13 protein-coding genes are annotated in these 19,503 nt (G+C 64.0%); 8 read left to right on the top strand and 5 right to left on the bottom strand.

The features are described from left to right. Nucleotides 1-11: 11 nt before the first annotated feature. From X751_RS145025 to X751_RS145035, 3 genes are all read right to left on the bottom strand, one after another. Nucleotides 12-1,181, bottom strand: a complete 1,170-nt coding sequence (locus tag X751_RS145025; RefSeq protein ID WP_023745294.1) for an acyl-CoA dehydrogenase family protein — start codon at nucleotides 1,179-1,181, stop codon at nucleotides 12-14. Between the two features lie 232 nt (nucleotides 1,182-1,413). Then, on the bottom strand, nucleotides 1,414-3,222 hold the full coding sequence (locus X751_RS145030) for an acyl-CoA dehydrogenase (protein ID WP_023681963.1): 1,809 nt from the start codon (nucleotides 3,220-3,222) through the stop codon (nucleotides 1,414-1,416). Between the two features lie 271 nt (nucleotides 3,223-3,493). Continuing rightward, nucleotides 3,494-3,952, bottom strand: coding sequence for a MerR family DNA-binding transcriptional regulator (locus tag X751_RS145035; RefSeq protein ID WP_023669610.1), 459 nt, complete (start codon nucleotides 3,950-3,952; stop codon nucleotides 3,494-3,496). Nucleotides 3,953-4,431: 479 nt separating this feature from the next. Between X751_RS145035 and X751_RS145040 the strand changes: the two genes are divergently transcribed. From X751_RS145040 to X751_RS145055, 4 genes are all read left to right on the top strand, one after another. Continuing rightward, nucleotides 4,432-8,421, top strand: coding sequence for an SEL1-like repeat protein (locus X751_RS145040; RefSeq protein WP_023745293.1), 3,990 nt, complete (start codon nucleotides 4,432-4,434; stop codon nucleotides 8,419-8,421). 193 nt (nucleotides 8,422-8,614) lie between these two features. Further along, nucleotides 8,615-9,538 carry a sulfite exporter TauE/SafE family protein gene (locus tag X751_RS145045; protein WP_023669608.1) on the top strand — a complete coding sequence of 308 codons (924 nt, stop codon included), beginning with the start codon at nucleotides 8,615-8,617 and terminating at the stop codon, nucleotides 9,536-9,538. Beyond that, nucleotides 9,538-10,329, top strand: a complete 792-nt coding sequence (locus tag X751_RS145050) for a TIGR02186 family protein (protein WP_023669607.1) — start codon at nucleotides 9,538-9,540, stop codon at nucleotides 10,327-10,329. Before X751_RS145045 ends, X751_RS145050 begins: the two co-directional genes overlap by 1 nt. Nucleotides 10,330-10,505: 176 nt before the next feature. Continuing rightward, nucleotides 10,506-11,762, top strand: a complete 1,257-nt coding sequence (locus tag X751_RS145055) for an Hsp70 family protein (RefSeq protein WP_023745292.1) — start codon at nucleotides 10,506-10,508, stop codon at nucleotides 11,760-11,762. Between the two features lie 4 nt (nucleotides 11,763-11,766). Here X751_RS145055 and X751_RS145060 read toward each other — a convergent pair whose 3' ends face one another. After that, nucleotides 11,767-12,666: a LysR family transcriptional regulator gene (locus tag X751_RS145060; RefSeq protein ID WP_023699495.1), complete on the bottom strand. Its 900-nt coding sequence runs from the start codon at nucleotides 12,664-12,666 to the stop codon at nucleotides 11,767-11,769. A 278-nt stretch (nucleotides 12,667-12,944) separates the two neighbouring features. Between X751_RS145060 and X751_RS145065 the strand changes: the two genes are divergently transcribed. From X751_RS145065 to X751_RS145075, 3 genes are read left to right on the top strand one after another with little or no spacing between them, the layout of a single operon-like run. Next, a complete protein-coding gene (locus X751_RS145065; protein ID WP_023745291.1) occupies nucleotides 12,945-15,875 on the top strand; it encodes a molybdopterin oxidoreductase family protein in 2,931 nt (976 codons plus the stop codon). Beyond that, nucleotides 15,872-16,600, top strand: a complete 729-nt coding sequence (locus X751_RS145070) for a 4Fe-4S dicluster domain-containing protein (RefSeq protein WP_023699493.1) — start codon at nucleotides 15,872-15,874, stop codon at nucleotides 16,598-16,600. Before X751_RS145065 ends, X751_RS145070 begins: the two co-directional genes overlap by 4 nt. A gap of 5 nt (nucleotides 16,601-16,605) precedes the next feature. Next, the gene (locus X751_RS145075; protein WP_023745290.1) at nucleotides 16,606-17,544 is read left to right on the top strand and encodes a DmsC/YnfH family molybdoenzyme membrane anchor subunit; all 939 of its coding nucleotides are present in this window, start codon (nucleotides 16,606-16,608) and stop codon (nucleotides 17,542-17,544) included. Nucleotides 17,545-17,556: 12 nt separating this feature from the next. On the opposite strand, the gene X751_RS145080 is transcribed toward X751_RS145075, so the two are convergent. After that, nucleotides 17,557-18,435 (bottom strand): LysR substrate-binding domain-containing protein, encoded by an 879-nt coding sequence (locus X751_RS145080; protein WP_023699491.1) that lies wholly within the window; start codon nucleotides 18,433-18,435, stop codon nucleotides 17,557-17,559. Nucleotides 18,436-18,529: 94 nt separating this feature from the next. Here X751_RS145080 and X751_RS145085 point away from each other — a divergent pair, with 94 nt between their 5' ends. Then, nucleotides 18,530-19,501, top strand: coding sequence for a quinone oxidoreductase (locus X751_RS145085; RefSeq protein WP_023745289.1), 972 nt, complete (start codon nucleotides 18,530-18,532; stop codon nucleotides 19,499-19,501). Nucleotides 19,502-19,503 lie beyond the last annotated feature (2 nt).

Here is a 19,503-nt window from a genome sequence, read left to right as displayed (position 1 = left end):
CGACGTCGCTCTCAGAGAGAGCGGCCGATCAGCAATTTCATGATCTCGTTGGTGCCGCCGTAGATGCGCTGGACGCGGGCGTCGCGGAACATGCGGGCGATCGGATATTCATTCATGTAGCCATAGCCGCCATGCAATTGAAGGCATTCGTCGACGACTTTTCCCTGCAGGTCCGAGAGCCAGTATTTCGCCATCGACGCCGTCACCGGATCCAGCCCGCCATTGATGTGGCGGGTGACGCAATCATTGTAGAAGACGCGGCCGATGGTGGCCTCGGTCTTCAGTTCGGCGAGCTTGAACTGGGTGTTCTGGAACTCGATGATCGCTTTGCCGAAAGCCTTGCGATCCTTGACGTAGTCGATGGTCAGCGCCAGGGCGCGTTCGATCATGGCGATCGCGCCGGTGCCGATCTGCAGGCGCTCCTGCGGCAATTGCTGCATCAGCTGGATGAAGCCCTGTCCCTCTTCGTGGCCAAGCAGGTTCGAGGTCGGCACGCGCAGATCATTGAAGAACAGCTCCGACGTGTCGTTGGCTTTCAGGCCGATCTTGTCGAGGTTGCGGCCGCGTTCGAAGCCGTCGGCCTCGTCGGCCTCGACGACGATCAGCGAGGTGCCCTTGGCGCCTTTGGCCGGATCGGTCTTGGTGACGACGATGATGAAATTGGCCAGTTGGCCATTGGTGATGAAGGTTTTCGAACCGTTGATCTTGTACTGGTTGCCGTCCTTCTCGGCGCGCGTCTTGACGCCTTGCAGGTCGGAGCCGGCGCCCGGCTCGGTCATGGCGATGGCGCCGATCAGTTCGCCGGTCGCCAGTTTCGGCAGCCATTTCTTCTTCTGCTCTTCCGAGCCGTAGTGAAGGATGTAAGGAGCAACGATCGCGTTGTGGAGACCGATGCCGAAACCGTCGACGCCGACATGGCCGATCGCCTCGATGATGGCGCTCTCATGCGCGAAGGTGCCGCCGGAGCCGCCATATTCCTCCGGCATAGAGGCGCAGAGCAGGCCGGCGGCACCCGCCTTGCGCCAGCTCTCGCGGTCGACCATCTCGTTCTTCTCGAACTCGTCGTAGCGCGGCGCGATCTCTTCCGACATGAAGCGGTGCGCCATGTCGTAGAGCATGCCGACCTCGTCCGCCGCCCAGGCGGGCTTCGGCAAGGAGAGCACTTCGGCTGGATTTGTCATGCCGTTTCTCCCGCGCCAACGTCCCCCTCCCCCTCGAGGGGAGGGTGGCCGCGAAGCGGTCGGGTGGGGTCGCCGATGACGTGCTCGACCTTATCTTCGGAATTGACGCGGGTTTGGGGCATTGCGATCATCTCCTACCAAAGCGCCAACCAGCCGGCGCACTGCACGCAAGGACCCCTCCCGGCCCTTCGGGCCACCCTCCCCTCAAGGGGGAGGGGGACGCCAGCCATTTCTAGAACGCTTCCGCAGGCAGCGCCATTAGCGTGTCCGCACCACTGGAAATGCGGGCGAGATGTGCCGATGTCTCGGGCATGATCCGCTCCATGAAGAAGCGCGCCGTCACCACCTTGTTATCGTAAAAAGCCCCATTTTCGTGGACAGATTGGGAGCCATTGGCCCCGGTCTTACCGAGCGCGGCCTTGGCCATCTGCGCCCACATATAGCCCAGCGCGACCAGGCCGAAGAGATGCATGTAATCGGTCGACGCGGCGCCGGCATTGTCGGGCTTGGCCATGCCGTTCTGCACCAGCCACATGGTCGCCGCCTGCAGATCGTTGAGGCCCTTCTTCAGCGCCTTGGTGAAAGGCGCCAGCTTCTCGTCGGCGCGGTTCTCCTCGCAGAACTCGCCGACGTCCTTGAAGAAGGCCTGCACGGCGCGGCCGCCATTCAGACCAAGCTTGCGGCCGACGAGGTCGAGCGCCTGGATGCCGTTGGCGCCTTCATAGATCATGGCGATGCGGGCATCGCGCACGAACTGGCTCATGCCGTGCTCTTCGATGTAGCCGTGGCCCCCGAACACCTGCTGCGCCATGACTGCATGGTCAAAACCCTTGTCGGTGAGCACGCCCTTGATCACCGGCGTCAGCAGGCCGGTATAGTCGTCGGCCGCCTGGCGATCCTTGTCGTCGGCGGAGCGGTGGGCGATGTCGGACTTGATCGCCGTCCACAGCGCCAGCGCGCGGCCGGCCTCATTGAAGGCCTTCATGGTCATCAGCGAGCGGCGGATGTCGGGATGGACGATGATCGGATCGGCTTGTCTGTCCGGCGCCTTGGCGCCAGACAGCGAGCGGCCCTGCAGCCGGTCCTTGGCGTAGGAGACCGCGTTCTGGTAGGCGATCTCGGACAGCGACAGGCCCTGCAGGCCGACGCCGAGCCGGGCTTCGTTCATCATCGTGAACATCGCCTTCAGGCCGCCATTGGCCTCACCGAGCAGCGTGCCTTCGGCCTCGTCATAATTCATGACGCAAGTCGAATTGCCGTGTATGCCCATCTTCTCCTCGATCGACCCGCAGGAGAGCGTGTTCTTCTCGCCCGGATTGCCCGAGGCATCGAGCTTCAGCTTTGGCACGATGAATAGCGAGATGCCCTTCACGCCCGCCGGCGCGCCTTCGATGCGGGCCAACACGAGATGGACGATGTTTTCCGACATGTCGTGCTCGCCGGCCGAGATGAAGATCTTCTGGCCTGAGATCTTGTAGGTGCCGTTGCCGTTCGGCACCGCCTTGGTGCGCAGCAGGCCAAGATCGGTGCCGCAATGCGGCTCGGTCAGGTTCATGGTACCGGTCCAGGACCCCTCGACCAGCTTTGGCAGCCATGTCGCCTTCTGCTCGTCGGTGCCGTGTGTGATGATCGCAGCGATCGCGCCTTGCGTCAGGCCGGGATACATCATCAGCGCCATGTTGGCCGAAACCATGTATTCGGCAACCGCGGTGTGCACGGCATAGGGCAGCCCCTGGCCGCCGAACTCGACGGGCGCCGCCAGTCCCATCCAGCCGCCTTCGCGATACTGGTCGTAGGCTTCCTTGAAGCCCTTCGGCGTCGTCACCGAGCCGTCCTCATGGCGCACGCAGCCTTCCATGTCACCGACGCGGTTCAGAGGATGCATAACGTTTTCGGCGAGCTTGGCGCCTTCGGCGAGGATCGCCTCGACAACGTCGGGCGTCGCGTCGGCAAACCCGGGAAGGTTGGAATATCGCTGATAACCCAGCACCTCGTTGAGCACGAACAGCGTGTCCTGGACCGGCGCCCTGTAGATCGGCATGTGTTCCTCCACCATGCGGGTCTTGGCCGCGAGATCGGGCCCCGAACATGAGGTTGGGGCGGCACGCCGGCCAATGTCGAAAGCGAGATAGCAAAAATTGACGTTTGCGTAAACGTCAATTTTGTCGCCGGGACAAAATTTACCTATGCCAGCCTGTCGCACGAGCGGTGCATGGCTTTGTGCAAAGCGAGGGGGGTCAAACAAAAAGAGCCGCGGGGGCGGCCGCGCGGCTCTTAAGTTCAAAGCTTTCGCCGGGAGCTGCGGAGCAAAATCAGCTGGCGGCGCTGGCCGGGGCCGAACGCTCGGACAGCATCTGGCGCACGGCCGACATCGAGCCGCTCAGCTCGTTGATGGCGTCGTCGATCAGCGCGCGCTGCTTCTGCAGGCGGGCTAGCTGCTTCTCCGACTTGTCGAGAGCCAGCCGCAATTGCTTGGTGTTGGATCCCGTGGGATCGTAGAGATCCATCATCTGCTTGACGTCGCGCAGCGAGAACCCGACCTTGCGGCCGAGCAGGATCAGCTTCAGCCGCGCCTTGTCGCGGCGCGTGTAGAGGCGCGTTGCCCCATCGCGTTTCGGATTGAGCAGGCCCTTGTCTTCATAGAAACGCAGCGTGCGCAGCGTCACGCCGTATTTCTTGGCCATCTCGCCGATGCGCACGAGCTCCTCACTGGCTTCGGCAGACATATTGTTGGTGTTGGCCGCGGCTTCGCCGGGCGAAACAAGTTTCATAGTCACTGGCTTTCCCCTGTCGTGGCATCGCGGTCTCGGACCTTGCAACGCCTGAGTGGAAGCGGGGGCATGCTTCCAGTCGTGGTTTCAACTAATTCATCGCAAAAGGCACGAACGGCGCCCCTCTTACGTTTACGTCAATTCTATATCGATAGCCGCCGCATGACGCAAGGGCGTTCTGGGATTGCGAAACCTTATGCCGCACCCCCGGCGCCGGGTCCGAACGGGCACCGCCTGTATTTCAGCAATGCCGTAACTTCTTAAGCTTGGTTAACACCTTGTTTACCACGATGGGTGAAATGTGCGGATGTCGGTCACCCGTGTTTATCCTGTAGCGAATTTTTCACGGTTTTTCGGAGAGCGGGCCTGGCCCGGGAAGCTCGTCTTCCGCCGCAGCAGTGCCGCGCGGCCGCCTTCGTTCCCGACAAGGACTTGGGAAACTGGCAGCAAGCCGGCCATTCTGAAAAACGGACGCATCGATGAACAGCAAGCGGTCCTATCTCGATACACTCAACGCCGGCAGGCCGCGCAGGCCGAACACCACACTTGATGAATTGAACCGCTCGCTGGAAACGCTGGAGCAGCGGCTGGAGCGCAAGCGCGAGGACGCCGCCGAGCGCTTCGATCCGCGCCGGCCGCCGGCAGAGCCGCGCTACGCAAGCGCCCAGCCCTACGCCCCGCCGCGCTGGTACGAGGACCCGCAGCCCACGCCGCGGCCGAAAGGCGCCGGGCCGGCCGGCTTCGACCAGAACTATCAGGCGATCGCGCGCGACATCGACCGCGTGCGCGGCCAGGAAGACAGCGTCGCCGTGGTCGGCAAGATCGCCGGCGAATTGCGTGGCCTGCGCGAGGAACTGCGCCATCAGATGACGGCCGGCCTGCAGCGCGAATTCGCCGCGTTGCGCAAGGACATCGAACGGGCCTTCCAGGCGAGCAACCAATCGGGTGGTCAGGCAGGCGGCTTGCCCGGCAAGGGCAGCGCCGAACTCGGCGTCGAATTCGAGCGGCTGTCCGGCGCAATCCAGACGCTGGCCGAGAAGAGCGACGACCGAAGCGTCAACATGCTGCGGCTCGAGCTCGAGCAGGTAAAGACGGCGCTCGACACATTGGCGCGCGAGGAAAGCGTGCTGAAGGTCGACCGCCGCTGGGACGATTTCGACCGCCGCTGGAGCGCGTTCGAGGACCGTGTCGACGCCGACCAGCGCAACCGTGCCGACGGCCCCGGATTTTCGGCCCTGACCGACCGGCTCGAACAGATCAGCAATGCCGTCCACAATCTGCCGGAATCGCTGTCGCTGCGCTCGATGGAAGAAAAGGTCCGCACCCTTGCCGGCGCCGTCGATCATTTCGTCAGCCAGCAGAGCAACCGCGGCGGCGACACGCTTGGCCTGATCGACGAACGGCTTGATGAGATTTCGCGCGCCATCGTCGCCTCGACCGTCGCCGCACAGGCCAATTCCTTCGACCCCGAACCCTTTGAACGCATCGAGAAGCGGATCGCCTCGCTGGCGCAGCAGATCGAGGAAGTCGTGCAGGTTCGTCCGAGCGGCGAGGTTCTCGACCGTCTCAGCACGCTGTCGAACAGGGTCGACGAGCTTGCCGGCCGCGCCAATCTGCCGGAACAGGCGATGGAGCGCCTCGGCAAGCAGATCGCGATGATCGCCGACAAGATCGACCGCGCCCCGGCCATGCCCGACGCCGACTATATCTTCCAGGGTCTGGAACAGCGCTTCGACGTGCTGTCGGGCATGATGGAACGTCGGCAGGGCGATGCCATCGAACAGGGCAACATGCTGTTTCGCGATCTCGAGCGGCGGCTGGACGAGGTTGCCGACCGGCTGGACCAGCGCCAGCCGCAGGCTGACAGCGCCGGCATCATGGACGCCATCGACGCACGCTTCACCGCGCTCGCCCAACGCATGGAGACGCGCATTCCCGATCCTGCCAACGAGGCGGCGATCCGCGGCCTGGAAAGCCGGCTCGAAGACATTTCAAGCCGGCTGGAATCGTCGGCCGCGCAGGTCGCCGGCATCGATCCGGCACTGATCCGCAGCCTTGAGGCGCAGGTCTCCAGCCTATCGGCGCATCTGTCGAAGCCCGGCACGCCGCTGCCGGAATTCGAGGACATCAGCCCGCGCCTCAACGAAATCGAGAAGTCGCTGGCCGGAACCCGCGAATCCATCATGGGCGCGGCACGCGAAGCAGCCGAGAGCGCCGTGCGCTCGCTGGCAGATTCCAACGCCAACACCGCGGCCGTTACCGGCCTTGCTCAGGATCTGAAGACGCTGGAAGCGCTGACGCGCCGTTCGGACGAGCGCAATTCACGGACATTCGAGGCTATCCACGACACGTTGCTCAAGATCGTCGATCGTCTGGGCTCGCTGGAGACCAGCGAACCGGCCGAGGCGGTGAGCGAGCTTCTGGATGCCCAGGCCGAGCCGGCGCGGCGGGCCCGCGCTGCACGCGCCTCCAAGATTTCGGTGCAGGACGCGCCGTCGATGGATATCGACCAGCCGCTGCCGCTGACCGGAGACATGGCCGATCTCGACGGCCGCGCCGCCGCCATCATGCGCAGCGAGCCGGATATGCGCGCCGACCCGGGTACGCGTAGCGACCCGGTCATGGGCAGCGAACCCGTACGGCGCTCGCCAGCCGAGGCTGCCGCGGCCGCTGCCCAGGCAGCGCTCGGTTCCGACAGGATTGCCGAGAAAGGCGAAGCCACGGCCAAGAAGTCGCTGTTCGGTGGATTTGCGCGCGCCTTCAGGGGCAAGAAGCCGGCTGACATGCCGCCGCTTGCCGGCTCGGGGCCCAATGTCGACCTGCCGAGCGTCGATCTCGACGAGCCGCTCGATCCGAAGCTCGCCAACCGGCCGTTGGAGCCGGGCTCCGGCGCGCCCGACCTCAACGCCATCATGAAGCGCGTACGCGACGAACGTGGCCCACCGGTGCGCCAAAACTCCGGCGATGCGTCGAAATCCGACTTCATTGCCGCGGCCAGGCGCGCGGCGCAGGCCGCGGCCGCCGAGGCCGACGCGTTGAAACGCCAGTCTACCATGAAGGGCCCGGTCAAGGCGCTTCGTATCGGCGACCTGCTCAAGGCGCGGCGCAAGCCGATCCTGATGGGAGCGGTCGCGATCATGCTGGCGCTTGCCGGCCTCCAGTTGGGCAAGGCCTTCTTCGCCGACCCGGTCGAGGTCGCAAGCAACGATACAACGCCGATCGTCGCCTCGCAGCCGGTCGAGACTGCCTCGGTCAACGCTGCCAGCCAACCCAAGGCAGAACAGCAGGTGGCAGTTCAGGACGTGCCGGCCCGGATCGTCAGGCAGGCGGAGCCCACGGAACCGCCAGCTGGCAACGATGCGCCAATGAATGCGGCCTCGGTCGCTGGGCCCGAAGTGCCGGCGGTGGAGCCCGCGCCAGCGCCGATGGCTTTGGCCGATCCGGCCCCCGCGCCAAATGCAATGCTGCCGACCACCGCCACTGCGGAACCGGCGGCTGCCGACGCGCAGCCTGCGGCCGCCGTCATGGCGCCCTCGGCCTCGGATACGACGGCCTCGGATACTACCGGCGCCGTTCCGCCGGCTGATGCCGCGGTAGCACCTGTCGTGGCCAAGATAGACGTTCCGGCCGATGCCGGCCCGCAAGCCTTGCGCGACGCGGCTGCCGGCGGTGACGCCAAGGCGCTGTTCGAGCTCGGTTCGCGCTATGCTGAATCGCGCGGCGTCAAGGAAGACATGGCGGCAGCGGCCAAATGGTACGAAAAGTCGGCCGAGCTCGGCTTCGCACCGGCGGAATACCGCATCGGCAATTTCTACGAGAAGGGCATCGGCGTCACGCGCGACGTCAAGAAGGCAAAGACCTTCTACCAGCTCGCCGCCGCGCAGGGTAATGCCAGCGCCATGCACAATCTGGCCGTTCTGTTTGCCATGGCCGCCGACGGCGTGACCGACAATGAATCGGCCGCGCACTGGTTTCAGGCGGCGGCCGATGTCGGCGTCAAGGACAGCCAGTTCAATCTCGGCATCCTGGCGGCAAAGGGCGTCGGCATGAAGCAGAGCCTGGAGGAATCCTACAAATGGTTCGCGCTCGTCGCCAAGACCGGCGACAAGGATGCGGCTGCAAAGCGCGACGAAGTCGCCACTGCGCTGCGCCCCGAACAGCTGGAGCGGGCGCGCGCCGCCACGGAACTGTGGAAGCCGAAGCCGCTCGACCCGGCGTCCAACTCGGCCGACATTCCTGAATCCTGGCAGGAAGGCACGCCGCAGACCACCGCCAGCGTCGACATGAAGAAGGCGGTCAAGAACATCCAGCTCATCCTCAACAAGAACGGCTACGATGCCGGCGGCGCCGATGGCGTGATGGGCGGCAAGACCAAGACCGCAATCATGGCTTTCCAGACCGACAACAAGATGCAGGCGACCGGCGAAATCGACGAAAAGCTGGTGAAGGCGCTGCTGGCGCACAAATAACGGCAGATGCGTCGCTAACGCGACGCCCTTGCCATACATTTGCCTGTTAACTGCTTGAGATGTTTTTTGTTTCGGTAGGGCGACGGGGTTTGATCCCACTGCCCCGGCGGTGCAAGAAAGAATTGGCTTTTCGGTGCGACAATGCCCTGGAATGGCTGCAATCGCCGACAGGCAAACTGATCGAGACTGACGGGTGGGCATCTATCTCCCGATCGCGGAAATTTCCGTCAACGTCTTCGTGCTGCTGGCAATGGGCGCGGCGGTGGGTTTCCTGTCGGGCATGTTCGGGGTCGGTGGCGGCTTTCTGATCACGCCGCTCTTGATCTTCTACAACATCCCGCCGGCAATCGCCGTTGCTACCGGTGCCAACCAGGTTATCGCCTCCTCCTTCTCCGGCGCGCTGTCGCACATGAAGCGCGGCACGCTCGACTTCAAGCTCGGCGGGGTGCTGCTGGCCGGCGGCATCGTAGGCTCGACCGGCGGTATCTTCGTCTTTGCCTTCCTGCGTCGGCTCGGCCAGCTCGATTTGTTTATCTCACTGCTTTACGTCGTGCTGCTTGGCACCGTCGGCGGGCTGATGCTGGTCGAGAGCGTCAATGCGCTGCGCGCGACGCGCAGCGGTGCGGCGCCGGTCTTGAAGAAATCCGGCCAGCACAACTGGATCCACCGGCTGCCGCTGAAGATGCGCTTCAGGGCCTCGAAGCTGTTCGTCAGCGTCATTCCGGTGCTGGGGCTCGGCGCCGGCATCGGCTTCCTGTCGTCGATCATGGGTGTCGGTGGTGGCTTCATCATGGTGCCGGCGCTGATCTACCTCCTGAAAGTGCCGACCAACGTCGTCATCGGCACCTCGCTGTTCCAGATCATTTTCACCTCGGCCTACACCACGCTGGTCCACGCCACCACCAACCAGACGGTCGACGTCATGCTTGCCTTCCTGCTGATGGCGGGCGGCGTTGCCGGCGCGCAATATGGCGCCAAGGCAGGACAGAAGCTGCGCGGCGAACAGCTCAGGGCACTGCTGGCGCTGCTGGTGCTGGCGGTTGCCATCCGGCTTGCCATCGATCTCTTCGTCACGCCGCCAAACCTCTATTCGCTGACCGCCGCGGGCCTGAACTGATGCCGCGGTGGGGGATTTTTTCGGCCGCCGTTTTGCTTTTCGCCCTCGCTCTGCCGGCGGCAGCGCAATCGCCGAACCCCTTGCCGGAAGGCATCCAGATCGGTCTCTCCACCGACGCGGTGTCGATCACCGCCGGCTTTTCCGGCGCCGACCTGACCATTTTCGGTTCGCTGGAAAATCCCGACCCGCTGGTCGCGCGACAGGGGCGCTACGACGTCATCGTCGTGCTCGAAGGCCCGCCGCGGCCGGTGGTGGTGCGCCGCAAGGACCGGGTGCTCGGCGTCTGGGTCAATCTGGAATCCGAGACCTTCGAGAACGTGCCGGTATCCTACTCCGTCGCCACGACGCGGCCGCTGCAGGACATCACCGAACCCAACAGCTACAAGCAGCTGTCGCTCGGCGCCTCCAACCTTTACATGCAGCCGGCCGAGGTAACCGACAGTCCGGCGACGATCGAGGAATTCACCGTGGCGCTGCGCGAGCGCAAGGCGGCGACCGGCCTCTATAGCGAGAATGTCGGCGGCGTGCAGTTCCTGTCGCAGAACCTGTTTCGCGCCACGGTGCGGCTGGCGCCCAACGTCCCGGTTGGAACCCATAAAGCCCGCGCGTTCCTGTTCAAGAGCGGTCTGTTCCTCAAGGAAAGCTCGGCCCAGCTCGAAATCCGCAAATCGGGCTTCGAACAGTCGATCTTCCGCGTCGCGCATGATTACTCGTTTCTCTACGGCGTCTTCTCCGTGTCGCTGGCCATGATCACCGGCTGGCTGGGCAGGCTGATCTTCCGCAGGGATTGACGCGCACGACCCATTTCCGGGGAAAGGGGGTTCCCCTTTTCTCAGTCTTGCGATAGACCGCCGCCTCCCAACCCTCGGGTTACACGCACAATCATTCGGCAGAACGGTCAGGCCTCTGGACGGCGCGCGCCTTGCGGACGCCTGCCACAGCGACGACCCAATGACAGGAGGCTGCAATGCACCAGGCATTTGGCGGCATCGATTTCGGCACGTCCAATTCTACGGTGGGCGTGATCCGCAACGGCCAGGCACGGCTGGTGGCGCTGGAAGGCGGACAGCCGACATTGCCAAGCGCGGTTTTCTTCAACTTCGAGGACGGTCACACCTATTTCGGCCGCCGCGCCATTGCCGACTACACCGATGCCATCGAAGGCCGGCTGATGCGGTCGCTGAAGAGCGTGCTCGGCAGTTCGCTGGCGCATGAGAAGACGCGGATCAAGGCCCGGCAGATCGGTTTCATCGACATTGTCGGCATGTTCGTCGGCCATTTGAAGAAGCGGCTTGAGGAAGATGCCGGCGCTCCGGTGGAGAACGTTGTGCTCGGCCGGCCGGTGCAATTTGTCGACGACGATGTGGAAGCCGATGCCAAGGCGCAAAGCGAGCTTGAAAAAGCGGCGCGCGCGCAAGGCTTCAAGCACATCGCCTTCCAGTTCGAACCGATTGCGGCAGCACTCGACTATGAGCAGGACGTGAAGCGCGAGGAACTGGCGTTGATCGTCGACATGGGCGGCGGCACGTCCGACTTCTCGATCGTGCGCGTTTCGCCGCAACGCGCCCGCTCACGCGACCGCAAGGACGACATCCTCGCCAACCGAGGCATTCATATTGGCGGCACCGATTTCGACCGGCTGCTCAGCATCGCCCATGTCATGCCCAAGCTCGGCTATCTCTCGCCCACAAAAGACGGCAAGCGCAACCTGCCGGCGAGCTATTTCATTGATCTCGCGACGTGGCAGCGCATCAACCTCGTCTATACTGCCAAGGCGATGACGCATCTGAGGCAAATCCGCTTCGAGGCCGTCCGCGCCGACCTTGTCGACCGCTTCATCCATATTGTCGAGCACCGTTACGGCCATGCGCTGGCCGGCCTCGTCGAACGAGCCAAGATCGCGCTGACGGATCAGGCTTCGGCCGATGTAACGGTGGCGCTGCCCGGCGCGGGTTTTGCCGCCGAGATCACGCGAGACGGCCTGGAAGAGACGATTGCCGCCGACATCGAGCGGGTGTCCGCTACGGTGCGGCAGACGATTGCCGATGCTGGCGTGAAAGCGTCCGACATCACCGCCGTGTTCCTCACCGGCGGCTCGACCGCCATCCCGCTGGCACGGCGCGAAATCCTGTCGCTGGTGCCGCAAGCCGCCGTTATCGAGGGCGACATGTTCGGTTCGGTCGGCCTTGGCCTGGCGCTGGATGCACAGCGGAAGTTCGCCTGATCGCTTACGCCGGATTGCTGACGGCCTCAGCGCCGAGATGCGCCTTGAGCGCCATCTGGGCGAGGCTTGCCTGGCGGTCGCGATGGGTGATCATGGCGAAGTCGCGCTTCGGCAGTTCGAGCGGCACCGACCGGAGACTGCCCTCGGCGACGGCGCGTCCGACGACGAGGTCCGAGATGATGGTGGCGCCGGCGCCGGCCTCGACCGCCTGGCGAACCGCCTCGTTGCTCGGCAGCACCAGAAATATCTGCAGGTCGCCAAGCGATATCCCCTCGCGGCGGGCCAGGTCCTCCAGCACCTCGCGCGTGCCCGAACCACCCTCACGGATGATCCAGCGCAGCCCTCTGATATCCGGGCGGCCCGGCGCGATCTCGGCGATTTCGGGATGCGAGGCGGCGACGACCAGCATCAACCTGTCGACGTCGACCTTGGTGCGGCGGAGGATGTCTGACTCGGTGCGCCCCTCGACCAGACCGAGATCGGCGGTGCCGTCGAGCACATTGGCCTCGACCTGCCTGGTGTTGCCGATGCTGACGCTTAAGCGCACCGCCGGGTAGGCTTCATGGAAAGAGGCCAGCCTGCGCGGCAGCCAGTAGCTGGCGATGGTCAGGCTGGCGGCGATCGACAGGCTGCCGGCGACCGTCTGCGAGACATGCTCCAGCACATTTCGGGCGGCGGCGGCGCGTTCCAGCACCGCCTTGGCCTCGGGCAGGAAACGGTGGCCGGTCTGAGCCAGCTCGATGTTGCGGCCGACACGGTTGAACAGATGAACGCCATGCTGCTCTTCCAAAGCGCGGATGGCCGCCGACGCCGCCGACTGGGAGATGCCCAAAAGCTCCGCCGCCTTGGTCATATGGCCGCGTTCGGCAACGGCAACGAAAATGCGCAACTGGTCCAGCGTCATGTGTGCATTAAGAACCAATTCCGATCGAATTTACAAGAACAACTGATTAGACGGATCGATAGCTTTATTCTACTTTTTCAGTCGAAGTTAGAAAGAATTCGCCAACAAATCGCGGCCAACAAAATGATCGGGCGGTTCAGATCCCTGTTTGCGCATTGGACCCGTGGCCTCAGGCGGCGGCTGGCCGGCGATCGATATCATCCTGAAGAACACTATATGCGTGGCCCCGGACCGAAGACGCGGGCCAAATTCGCAGGTAGCAAAAGCACGCCGGCATCATGAACCCAGCTGCGCCGCGCGGAGCCAATTCCGCACCGTCGCAACGGCCGCTTGGCGATACACGCGCGCCTGATGAAGGCGACGGCGTCGACACCTCGCCCGCTATCTCCGACAGCATCGCCAAGACCACCTGTTATATGTGCGCCTGCCGGTGCGGCATCGACGTCCACATCAAGGACGGCAAGGTGCGCTACATCAACGGCAACAAGGCCCATCCGGTTAACCGCGGCGTAATCTGCGGCAAGGGCAGCTCCGGCATCATGCAGCACTACAGCCCGGCGCGGCTGAAGAAGCCGCTGTTGCGCAGCGGCCTGCGCGGCTCGGGCGAATTCCGCGAGATCGAGTGGGAGGAAGCGTTTTCGATTGCGACCGGGCGGCTATCGCATATCCGCCGGACCGATCCGAAAAAGCTCGCCTTCTTCACCGGGCGCGACCAGTCGCAGTCGCTGACCGGCTGGTGGGCGAGCCAGTTCGGCACGCCGAACTTCGCCGCCCATGGCGGCTTCTGCTCGGTCAACATGGCGGCCGGCGGGCTCTACACGATCGGCGGCTCGTTCTGGGAGTTCGGCGAGCCGGACTGGGACAATACGAAATACTTCATGCTGTTCGGCGTCGCCGAGGACCATGATTCCAACCCGATCAAGATCGGCTTGGGTAAACTCAAGGCGCGCGGCGCCAAGGTGGTGTCGATCAACCCCTGTCGCACCGGCTACAACGCCATTGCCGACGACTGGATCGGGATCCGGCCCGGCACCGACGGCCTCTTCGTCTTCGCCCTAATCCATGAACTGCTGAAGGCAGGCCGCGTCGATCTCGATTATTTGCTGCGCTACACCAACGCCCATGTGCTGGTCGTCCAGGAGCCGGGTGCGGCGGACGACGGGCTGTTCCTGCGCGACAGCGACAACAATCTTCTCGCCTGGGACAGAGTGGCGAAGACAACCGTCAACGCAGCCGATGCGGATGCGAAACCGGCGCTGACCGGCAGCTTCACGTTCGCCGGCCGCCGTTGCGTGCCGGTGTTCCGGCTTATCGCCGACCGCTACATGGACGACAGCTACGCACCCGATGCGGTCGCGGCACGATGCGGCATTCCGGCCGACACCATCCGCCGGATCGCTGCCGAACTCGCCCACGTCGCCTTCGAACAGACGATCGAACTGCCGGTTGCGTGGACCGACTGGGCCGGACGGCGGCACGAGACGATCAAGGGACGGCCGGTGTCGATGCATGCCATGCGCGGCATCTCGGCCCACTCCAACGGCTTTCACTCCTGCCGTGCCATCCACCTGCTGCAGGTGCTGCTCGGCACGGTGGACGTGCCCGGTGGCTTCCGTTTCAAGCCCCCCTACCCGCGCTCGGCGCCGCCGGGACCGAAGCCGGCCGGCAAGGTGGTCAGGCCGATGACGCCGCTCGACGGCATGCCGCTCGGCTTCGTCTGCGGGCCGGACGATCTCCTGGTCGACGAGGCCGGCACGCCTTTGCGCATCGACAAGGCTTATTCCTGGGATGCGCCGCTCGCCGCGCATGGGCTGATGCATACGGTCATCCGAAATGCGTGGGCCGGTGACCCGTACCCGATCGACACGCTGATGATGTACATGTCGAACATGGCTTGGAATTCCTCGATGAACACCGTCGAGACCATTGCCATGCTCACCGACCATGACGAAGCGGGTAACTACAAGATCCCCTTCATCATCTATTCCGACGCCTATTATTCCGAGACAGTGCCGTTCGCCGATCTGGTGCTGCCCGACACCACCTATCTCGAACGTCACGACTGCATCAGCCTGCTCGACCGGCCGATCAGCCATGCCGACGGGCCGGGCGACGCGATCCGCCATCCGGTGGTCGAACCCGACCGAGATGTCAGGCCGTTCCAATCGGTGCTGATCGAACTCGGGGCGCGGCTGGACCTGCCCTGCTTCATCAACGATGACGGATCCGCGAAATATCGCGACTATGCCGACTACATCGTCAATCACGAGCGCACGCCCGGCATTGGCCCGCTCGCCGGCTGGCGCGGCAAGGACGGCACGTCTGTCGGCAAGGGCGAAGTCAATCCCGACCAGCTGCAGCGCTACATCGACAATGGCGGCTTCTGGCACCAGGATTTTGCTGAGGACCAGCGCTATTACAAGATGGCCAACCGCCCCTATCTCGACTTCGCAGAGCAGATGGGGTTCATCCCCAAGGCCGAGCCGATCGTGTTCCAGCTCTATTGCGAACCGATGCAGCGCTTTCGCCTCGCCGCGCGCGGTCATGGTCGCGTCCAGCCGCCCGAGAGCGAACGCCAGCGCATCGAGACCTATATGGATCCGCTGCCGTTCTGGTTTACGCCGTTCGAAGAGGCCGCGGTCGATCCGCAGAAATATCCGCTGCATGCGCTGACGCAGCGGCCGATGCACATGTATCATTCCTGGGGCTCGCAGAATGCGTGGCTGCGGCAAATCACCAGTCAGAACCGCCTGTTTGTGCACCACCAGACCGCGGCAGATCTCAGTCTCGTCGATGACGACTGGGTGTGGATCGAAAGCATCAACGGTCGGGTTAAGGGGCAGATCAAGCTGGTCGACGGCGTCAATGCGGATACGGTCTGGACCTGGAACGCCATCGGCAAAAGGCGCGGCGCCTGGGGTCTGAAGGACAACGCTGCCGAGAGCAATCGCGGTTTCCTGCTCAACCACATTGTCGGCGACCAGACATCGGCTGACGCGAAAGGCAAACGCTATTCGAATTCCGATCCGGTGACCGGCCAGGCGGCGTGGTTCGACCTCAGGGTACGCATTGTCAAATGCTCTGATGAGGAAGCCGGCTTCACCGAACCGCAATTCGAGCGTTTCAGCCAGCCGCCAAATGTCGAGCCTTCGCCCGACATCCTTCGCTTCGGCGCCGAGTTCCGCGTCCATAGGGAAGCCGTGGAATGACCTGCCTTCCCGCCCATACAGACAAGAAGCTTGGCCTAGTCATCGACCTCGACACCTGCGTCGGCTGCCAGGCCTGCGTCACCGCCTGCAAGGAGTGGAACACCGGCGGCCACATGGCGCCGCTGACCGACATCAACCCCTATGGCGGCGATGTCGACGGCGTCTGGTTCAACCGCGTGCACAGCTACGAGCACACGACCGAAGCGGGCGGTCGCACGGTCAACTTCCCCCGCTCCTGCCTGCACTGTGAAACGCCTGCCTGCGTCACCGTCTGCCCCACCGGCGCCTCCTACAAGCGGGCGTCGGACGGCATCGTGCTGATCGACGAAAGCAAATGCATCGGCTGCAAACTGTGCAGCTGGGCCTGTCCCTATGGCGCGCGCGAATTCGACCCCGATGTTGGCGTGATGAAGAAATGCACGCTGTGCGTCGACCGCATCTACAATGACAATCTGGCCGAGGAAGACCGCGTGCCGGCCTGCGTAGCCGCCTGCCCGACCAGCGCCCGGCATTTCGGCGATCTCGGCGATCCCACCTCGGCTGTCTCGCAATTGGTGGCGGAGCGTGGCGGCGTCGACCTGATGCCGGAGATGGGCTACAAGCCGACCAACAAGTACCTGCCGCCGCGCGCCCGGCGTGCCGCATCGGTGCCGGCGGCAAGGCTCGACCCGGTCAGGGCCGAAGGCGGTTTCCTCGGCTGGGTCGACCGCATGCTTTCGAACTGATATCCATGCATCCTGCCGCCTCGGTCGTTTTCTTCACCACTGCTACAGGAGCGGGCTACGGACTGCTGGCGCTGCTTGGCGTGCTGGGCGGGCTGGGCTTCATCCCGGCCGATTTCTGGCTTGGCCTTATCGGAATGGGGCTGGCGCTTGGGCTGATTGCTGCCGGCCTTTTGTCTTCGACCGTCCATCTCGGCCGCCCCGAACGCGCATGGCGCGCCTTCTCGCAATGGCGCAGTTCGTGGCTGTCGCGCGAAGGCGTGGCTTCGGTGGCAACCTTCATTCCGGCCGGGTTGTTCGGCATCGGCTGGGTGTTCTTCGGCCACACCGGAGGCTGGATGGCCATCGCCGGGTTTCTCGCAACTATCGGCGCAATCGTCACCGTCTGCACCACCGGCATGATCTATGCCTCGCTGAAGCCGATCGCGCAGTGGCATAGCCCGTATACGCTGCCGGGCTATCTCATCTTTTCGGCGATGACCGGCAGCGTGCTGTTGAACGCGCTGCTGCAGGCTTTCGCCATCAGCCCGACCGCCGTTGCGGTAGCCGCCCTGCTGCTGACCTTGCTCGGCTGGGGCTGGAAGCTGGCGACGTGGCGATACAATGACGCGCTGGAGATCGCGACCACCGCCAACGCGGCGACAGGGCTCACTGGCGGCACAGTGCGCTCGCTGGAATGGCCGCACACCGAGGAGAACTACCTGCTCAAGGAAATGGGTTTTCGGATCGCGCGCAAACATGGCGCAAAGCTGCGGCTGATCACGCAGTTGCTGGCTTTCGCCTTGCCTGCCCTGCTGCTGCTTTCTGTCTTATTCGCTTTGCCCTGGCCATTCGCAGCGGTGCTGTCGGTGCTTGCGGCAATCGTCCAGTTCGCCGGCATGCTGGTCGAGCGCTGGCTGTTCTTCGCCGAGGCCAAGCACACCGTCACCCTCTATTACGGCCGGTAGAGCGTCCCGCCGTCAGGCGGCCCGTGCTCGTGGCGCCGCCGGCAAATCCTTAAGCAGGATTTCGATCGCGGCATCGATTACAGCTGTCCTGCGGTCGTGCGCGTAAAGGCCGTATTGGACCGTGAGCGGCTCGGGCAGGCCGGCTGACGTCTTCAGCACCCGCATCGAAGCGGTACGCACGGATTCGGGCGGAAGCAGTCCAACGCCCAGTCCGTTCTCGATCACGGCCTGAAGGCCGGTGACGCTCTGGCACGACAGGACGATCCGGTGCTCCCGACCGGCGGCGACCAGCGCCTCGATCATCCGCCTGCGCCAAGGGCAGGTTGCGCCGAAGGCGGCGAGATCGAGTGGCCGGTCATGGTCCAGCACATAGTCCTGGGCGCAGACCCACTGCAGTTCGACGTTCCATGTCGTCACGGCATCGGCCGCGACGACGGATGTCGGGGCAATCATGACATCCAGCGCATCCTCGCTCCACAGCCGTCCCAGCGCGACGCTGTGCTCGACCATCGCGTCGAGGCTGATGTCGGGATAGGTGCGATGCAGCCGCCCAAGCGCGGCCGAAAGCGCGGCCGTGGTGACCTCTTCGGCAAGACCAATACGCACGCCGCCGCCAATGCTAGCCTGCTGCAGACGCGCCACCGCTTCATCGCCGAGAGCGAGGATGCGGGTCGCGTATCCCAGAAAGAGCTCGCCTTCCGCAGTCGGCACAACGCCGCGGCCGGTGCGCTGGAACAGATGCCGCTGGAGCAGGCCCTCGAGCCGACGCATCTGCATGCTCATCGCCGATTGGGTCTTGCCGGTCTGCGCGGCGACCCTGCTCAGGCTACCTTGCCGGCAGACCGCGACATAGGTGCGGAGAAGGTCGAGGCCGATCTGTTCAGATATCATTTTGTTTGAACTCTGATGTCATAGGTATCAGTCTACAATGATATCTCGCCACGCGCTATCTCACACTCAAGAGAACAGCGCAGGAGAGAAAACCATGAAAGCGATCCGTGTTCACCGCCATGGCGGGCCAGATGTGCTCGCCTACGAAGATGTCGACATCGGCCAGCCCGGACCGGGCGAGGTGCGCGTGCGCAACCGGGCGGTCGGTCTCAACTTCGTCGACATCTATTTTCGCACCGGCGAATACGCGCCGCCCGCTCTGCCATTCATTCCCGGCAATGAAGGCGCAGGCGAAATCGTCGCCGTCGGTGAAGGCGTCAGCGGCTTCGCGCCTGGCGACCGAGTCGCCTATGTCGAGACCCTCGGCGCCTATGCCGAAGAACGCATCGTGCCGGCGCATTTCGTCGTGCATCTGCCCGACGCCATCGATTTCGAGACGGGCGCGGCCATGATGCTGAAGGGGCTGACGGCGCAATATCTGCTGCGTCGCACGTTTCGCGTCGAGGCGGGCCATACAATTCTGGTGCATGCCGCAGCGGGCGGCGTTGGCCTCATCCTGACGCAATGGGCAAAGCATCTCGGCGCCATCGTCATCGGCACGGTCGGTTCACCCGAAAAGGCCGAACTTGCGCGCGCCAATGGCTGCGACCATGTCATCGACTACAGCAAAGAGAATTTCGCCGCACGGGTGAAAGAGGTCACCAACGGCGAGGGCTGCCACGCCGTCTATGACGGCGTCGGCAACGCGACCTTCCCGGCCTCGCTCGACTGCCTGCGGCCGTTCGGCACCTTCGTCAGCTACGGCACAGCGTCGGGGTCGATCCCGCCATTCGACATCATGCTTTTGATGCAAAAGGGTTCGCTGTTCGCCACCTGGCAGTTGCTGTTCCATCATCTCGCCAGGCGTGAGGACGTCGTCGCCATGAGCGAGGATCTGTTCAGCGTCGTCCTCAGCGGCGCAGTGAAAATCCCGGTGCACACAAGCATGCCGCTTGCCGAAGTGGCGGAGGCGCACCGCCGGCTCGAAGCACGGCAGACGACAGGCGCAACCGTGCTTATACCGTAGAA

This window comes from Mesorhizobium sp. LNJC394B00 (assembly GCF_000502555.1).
In the GTDB taxonomy this organism is placed as follows: Bacteria; Pseudomonadota; Alphaproteobacteria; order Rhizobiales; family Rhizobiaceae; genus Mesorhizobium.
Note: the sequence above shows the minus strand (reverse complement) of the source record. Positions and strands in the feature narration are given on the sequence as shown.

Excerpts from the sequence above, each read along its gene's own strand:
- X751_RS145085 (WP_023745289.1), top strand. The coding sequence starts at position 18,530 with ATGAAAGCGATCCGTGTTCACCGCCATGGCGGGCCAGATGTGCTCGCC.
- X751_RS145050 (WP_023669607.1), top strand. The coding sequence starts at position 9,538 with ATGCCGCGGTGGGGGATTTTTTCGGCCGCCGTTTTGCTTTTCGCCCTC.
- X751_RS145070 (WP_023699493.1), top strand. The coding sequence starts at position 15,872 with ATGACCTGCCTTCCCGCCCATACAGACAAGAAGCTTGGCCTAGTCATC.
- X751_RS145060 (WP_023699495.1), bottom strand. The coding sequence starts at position 12,666 with ATGACGCTGGACCAGTTGCGCATTTTCGTTGCCGTTGCCGAACGCGGC.
- X751_RS145080 (WP_023699491.1), bottom strand. The coding sequence starts at position 18,435 with ATGATATCTGAACAGATCGGCCTCGACCTTCTCCGCACCTATGTCGCG.
- X751_RS145055 (WP_023745292.1), top strand. The coding sequence starts at position 10,506 with ATGCACCAGGCATTTGGCGGCATCGATTTCGGCACGTCCAATTCTACG.
- X751_RS145025 (WP_023745294.1), bottom strand. The coding sequence starts at position 1,181 with ATGACAAATCCAGCCGAAGTGCTCTCCTTGCCGAAGCCCGCCTGGGCG.
- X751_RS145030 (WP_023681963.1), bottom strand. The coding sequence starts at position 3,222 with ATGCCGATCTACAGGGCGCCGGTCCAGGACACGCTGTTCGTGCTCAAC.
- X751_RS145075 (WP_023745290.1), top strand. The coding sequence starts at position 16,606 with ATGCATCCTGCCGCCTCGGTCGTTTTCTTCACCACTGCTACAGGAGCG.
- X751_RS145035 (WP_023669610.1), bottom strand. The coding sequence starts at position 3,952 with ATGAAACTTGTTTCGCCCGGCGAAGCCGCGGCCAACACCAACAATATG.
- X751_RS145065 (WP_023745291.1), top strand. The coding sequence starts at position 12,945 with ATGAACCCAGCTGCGCCGCGCGGAGCCAATTCCGCACCGTCGCAACGG.
- X751_RS145040 (WP_023745293.1), top strand. The coding sequence starts at position 4,432 with ATGAACAGCAAGCGGTCCTATCTCGATACACTCAACGCCGGCAGGCCG.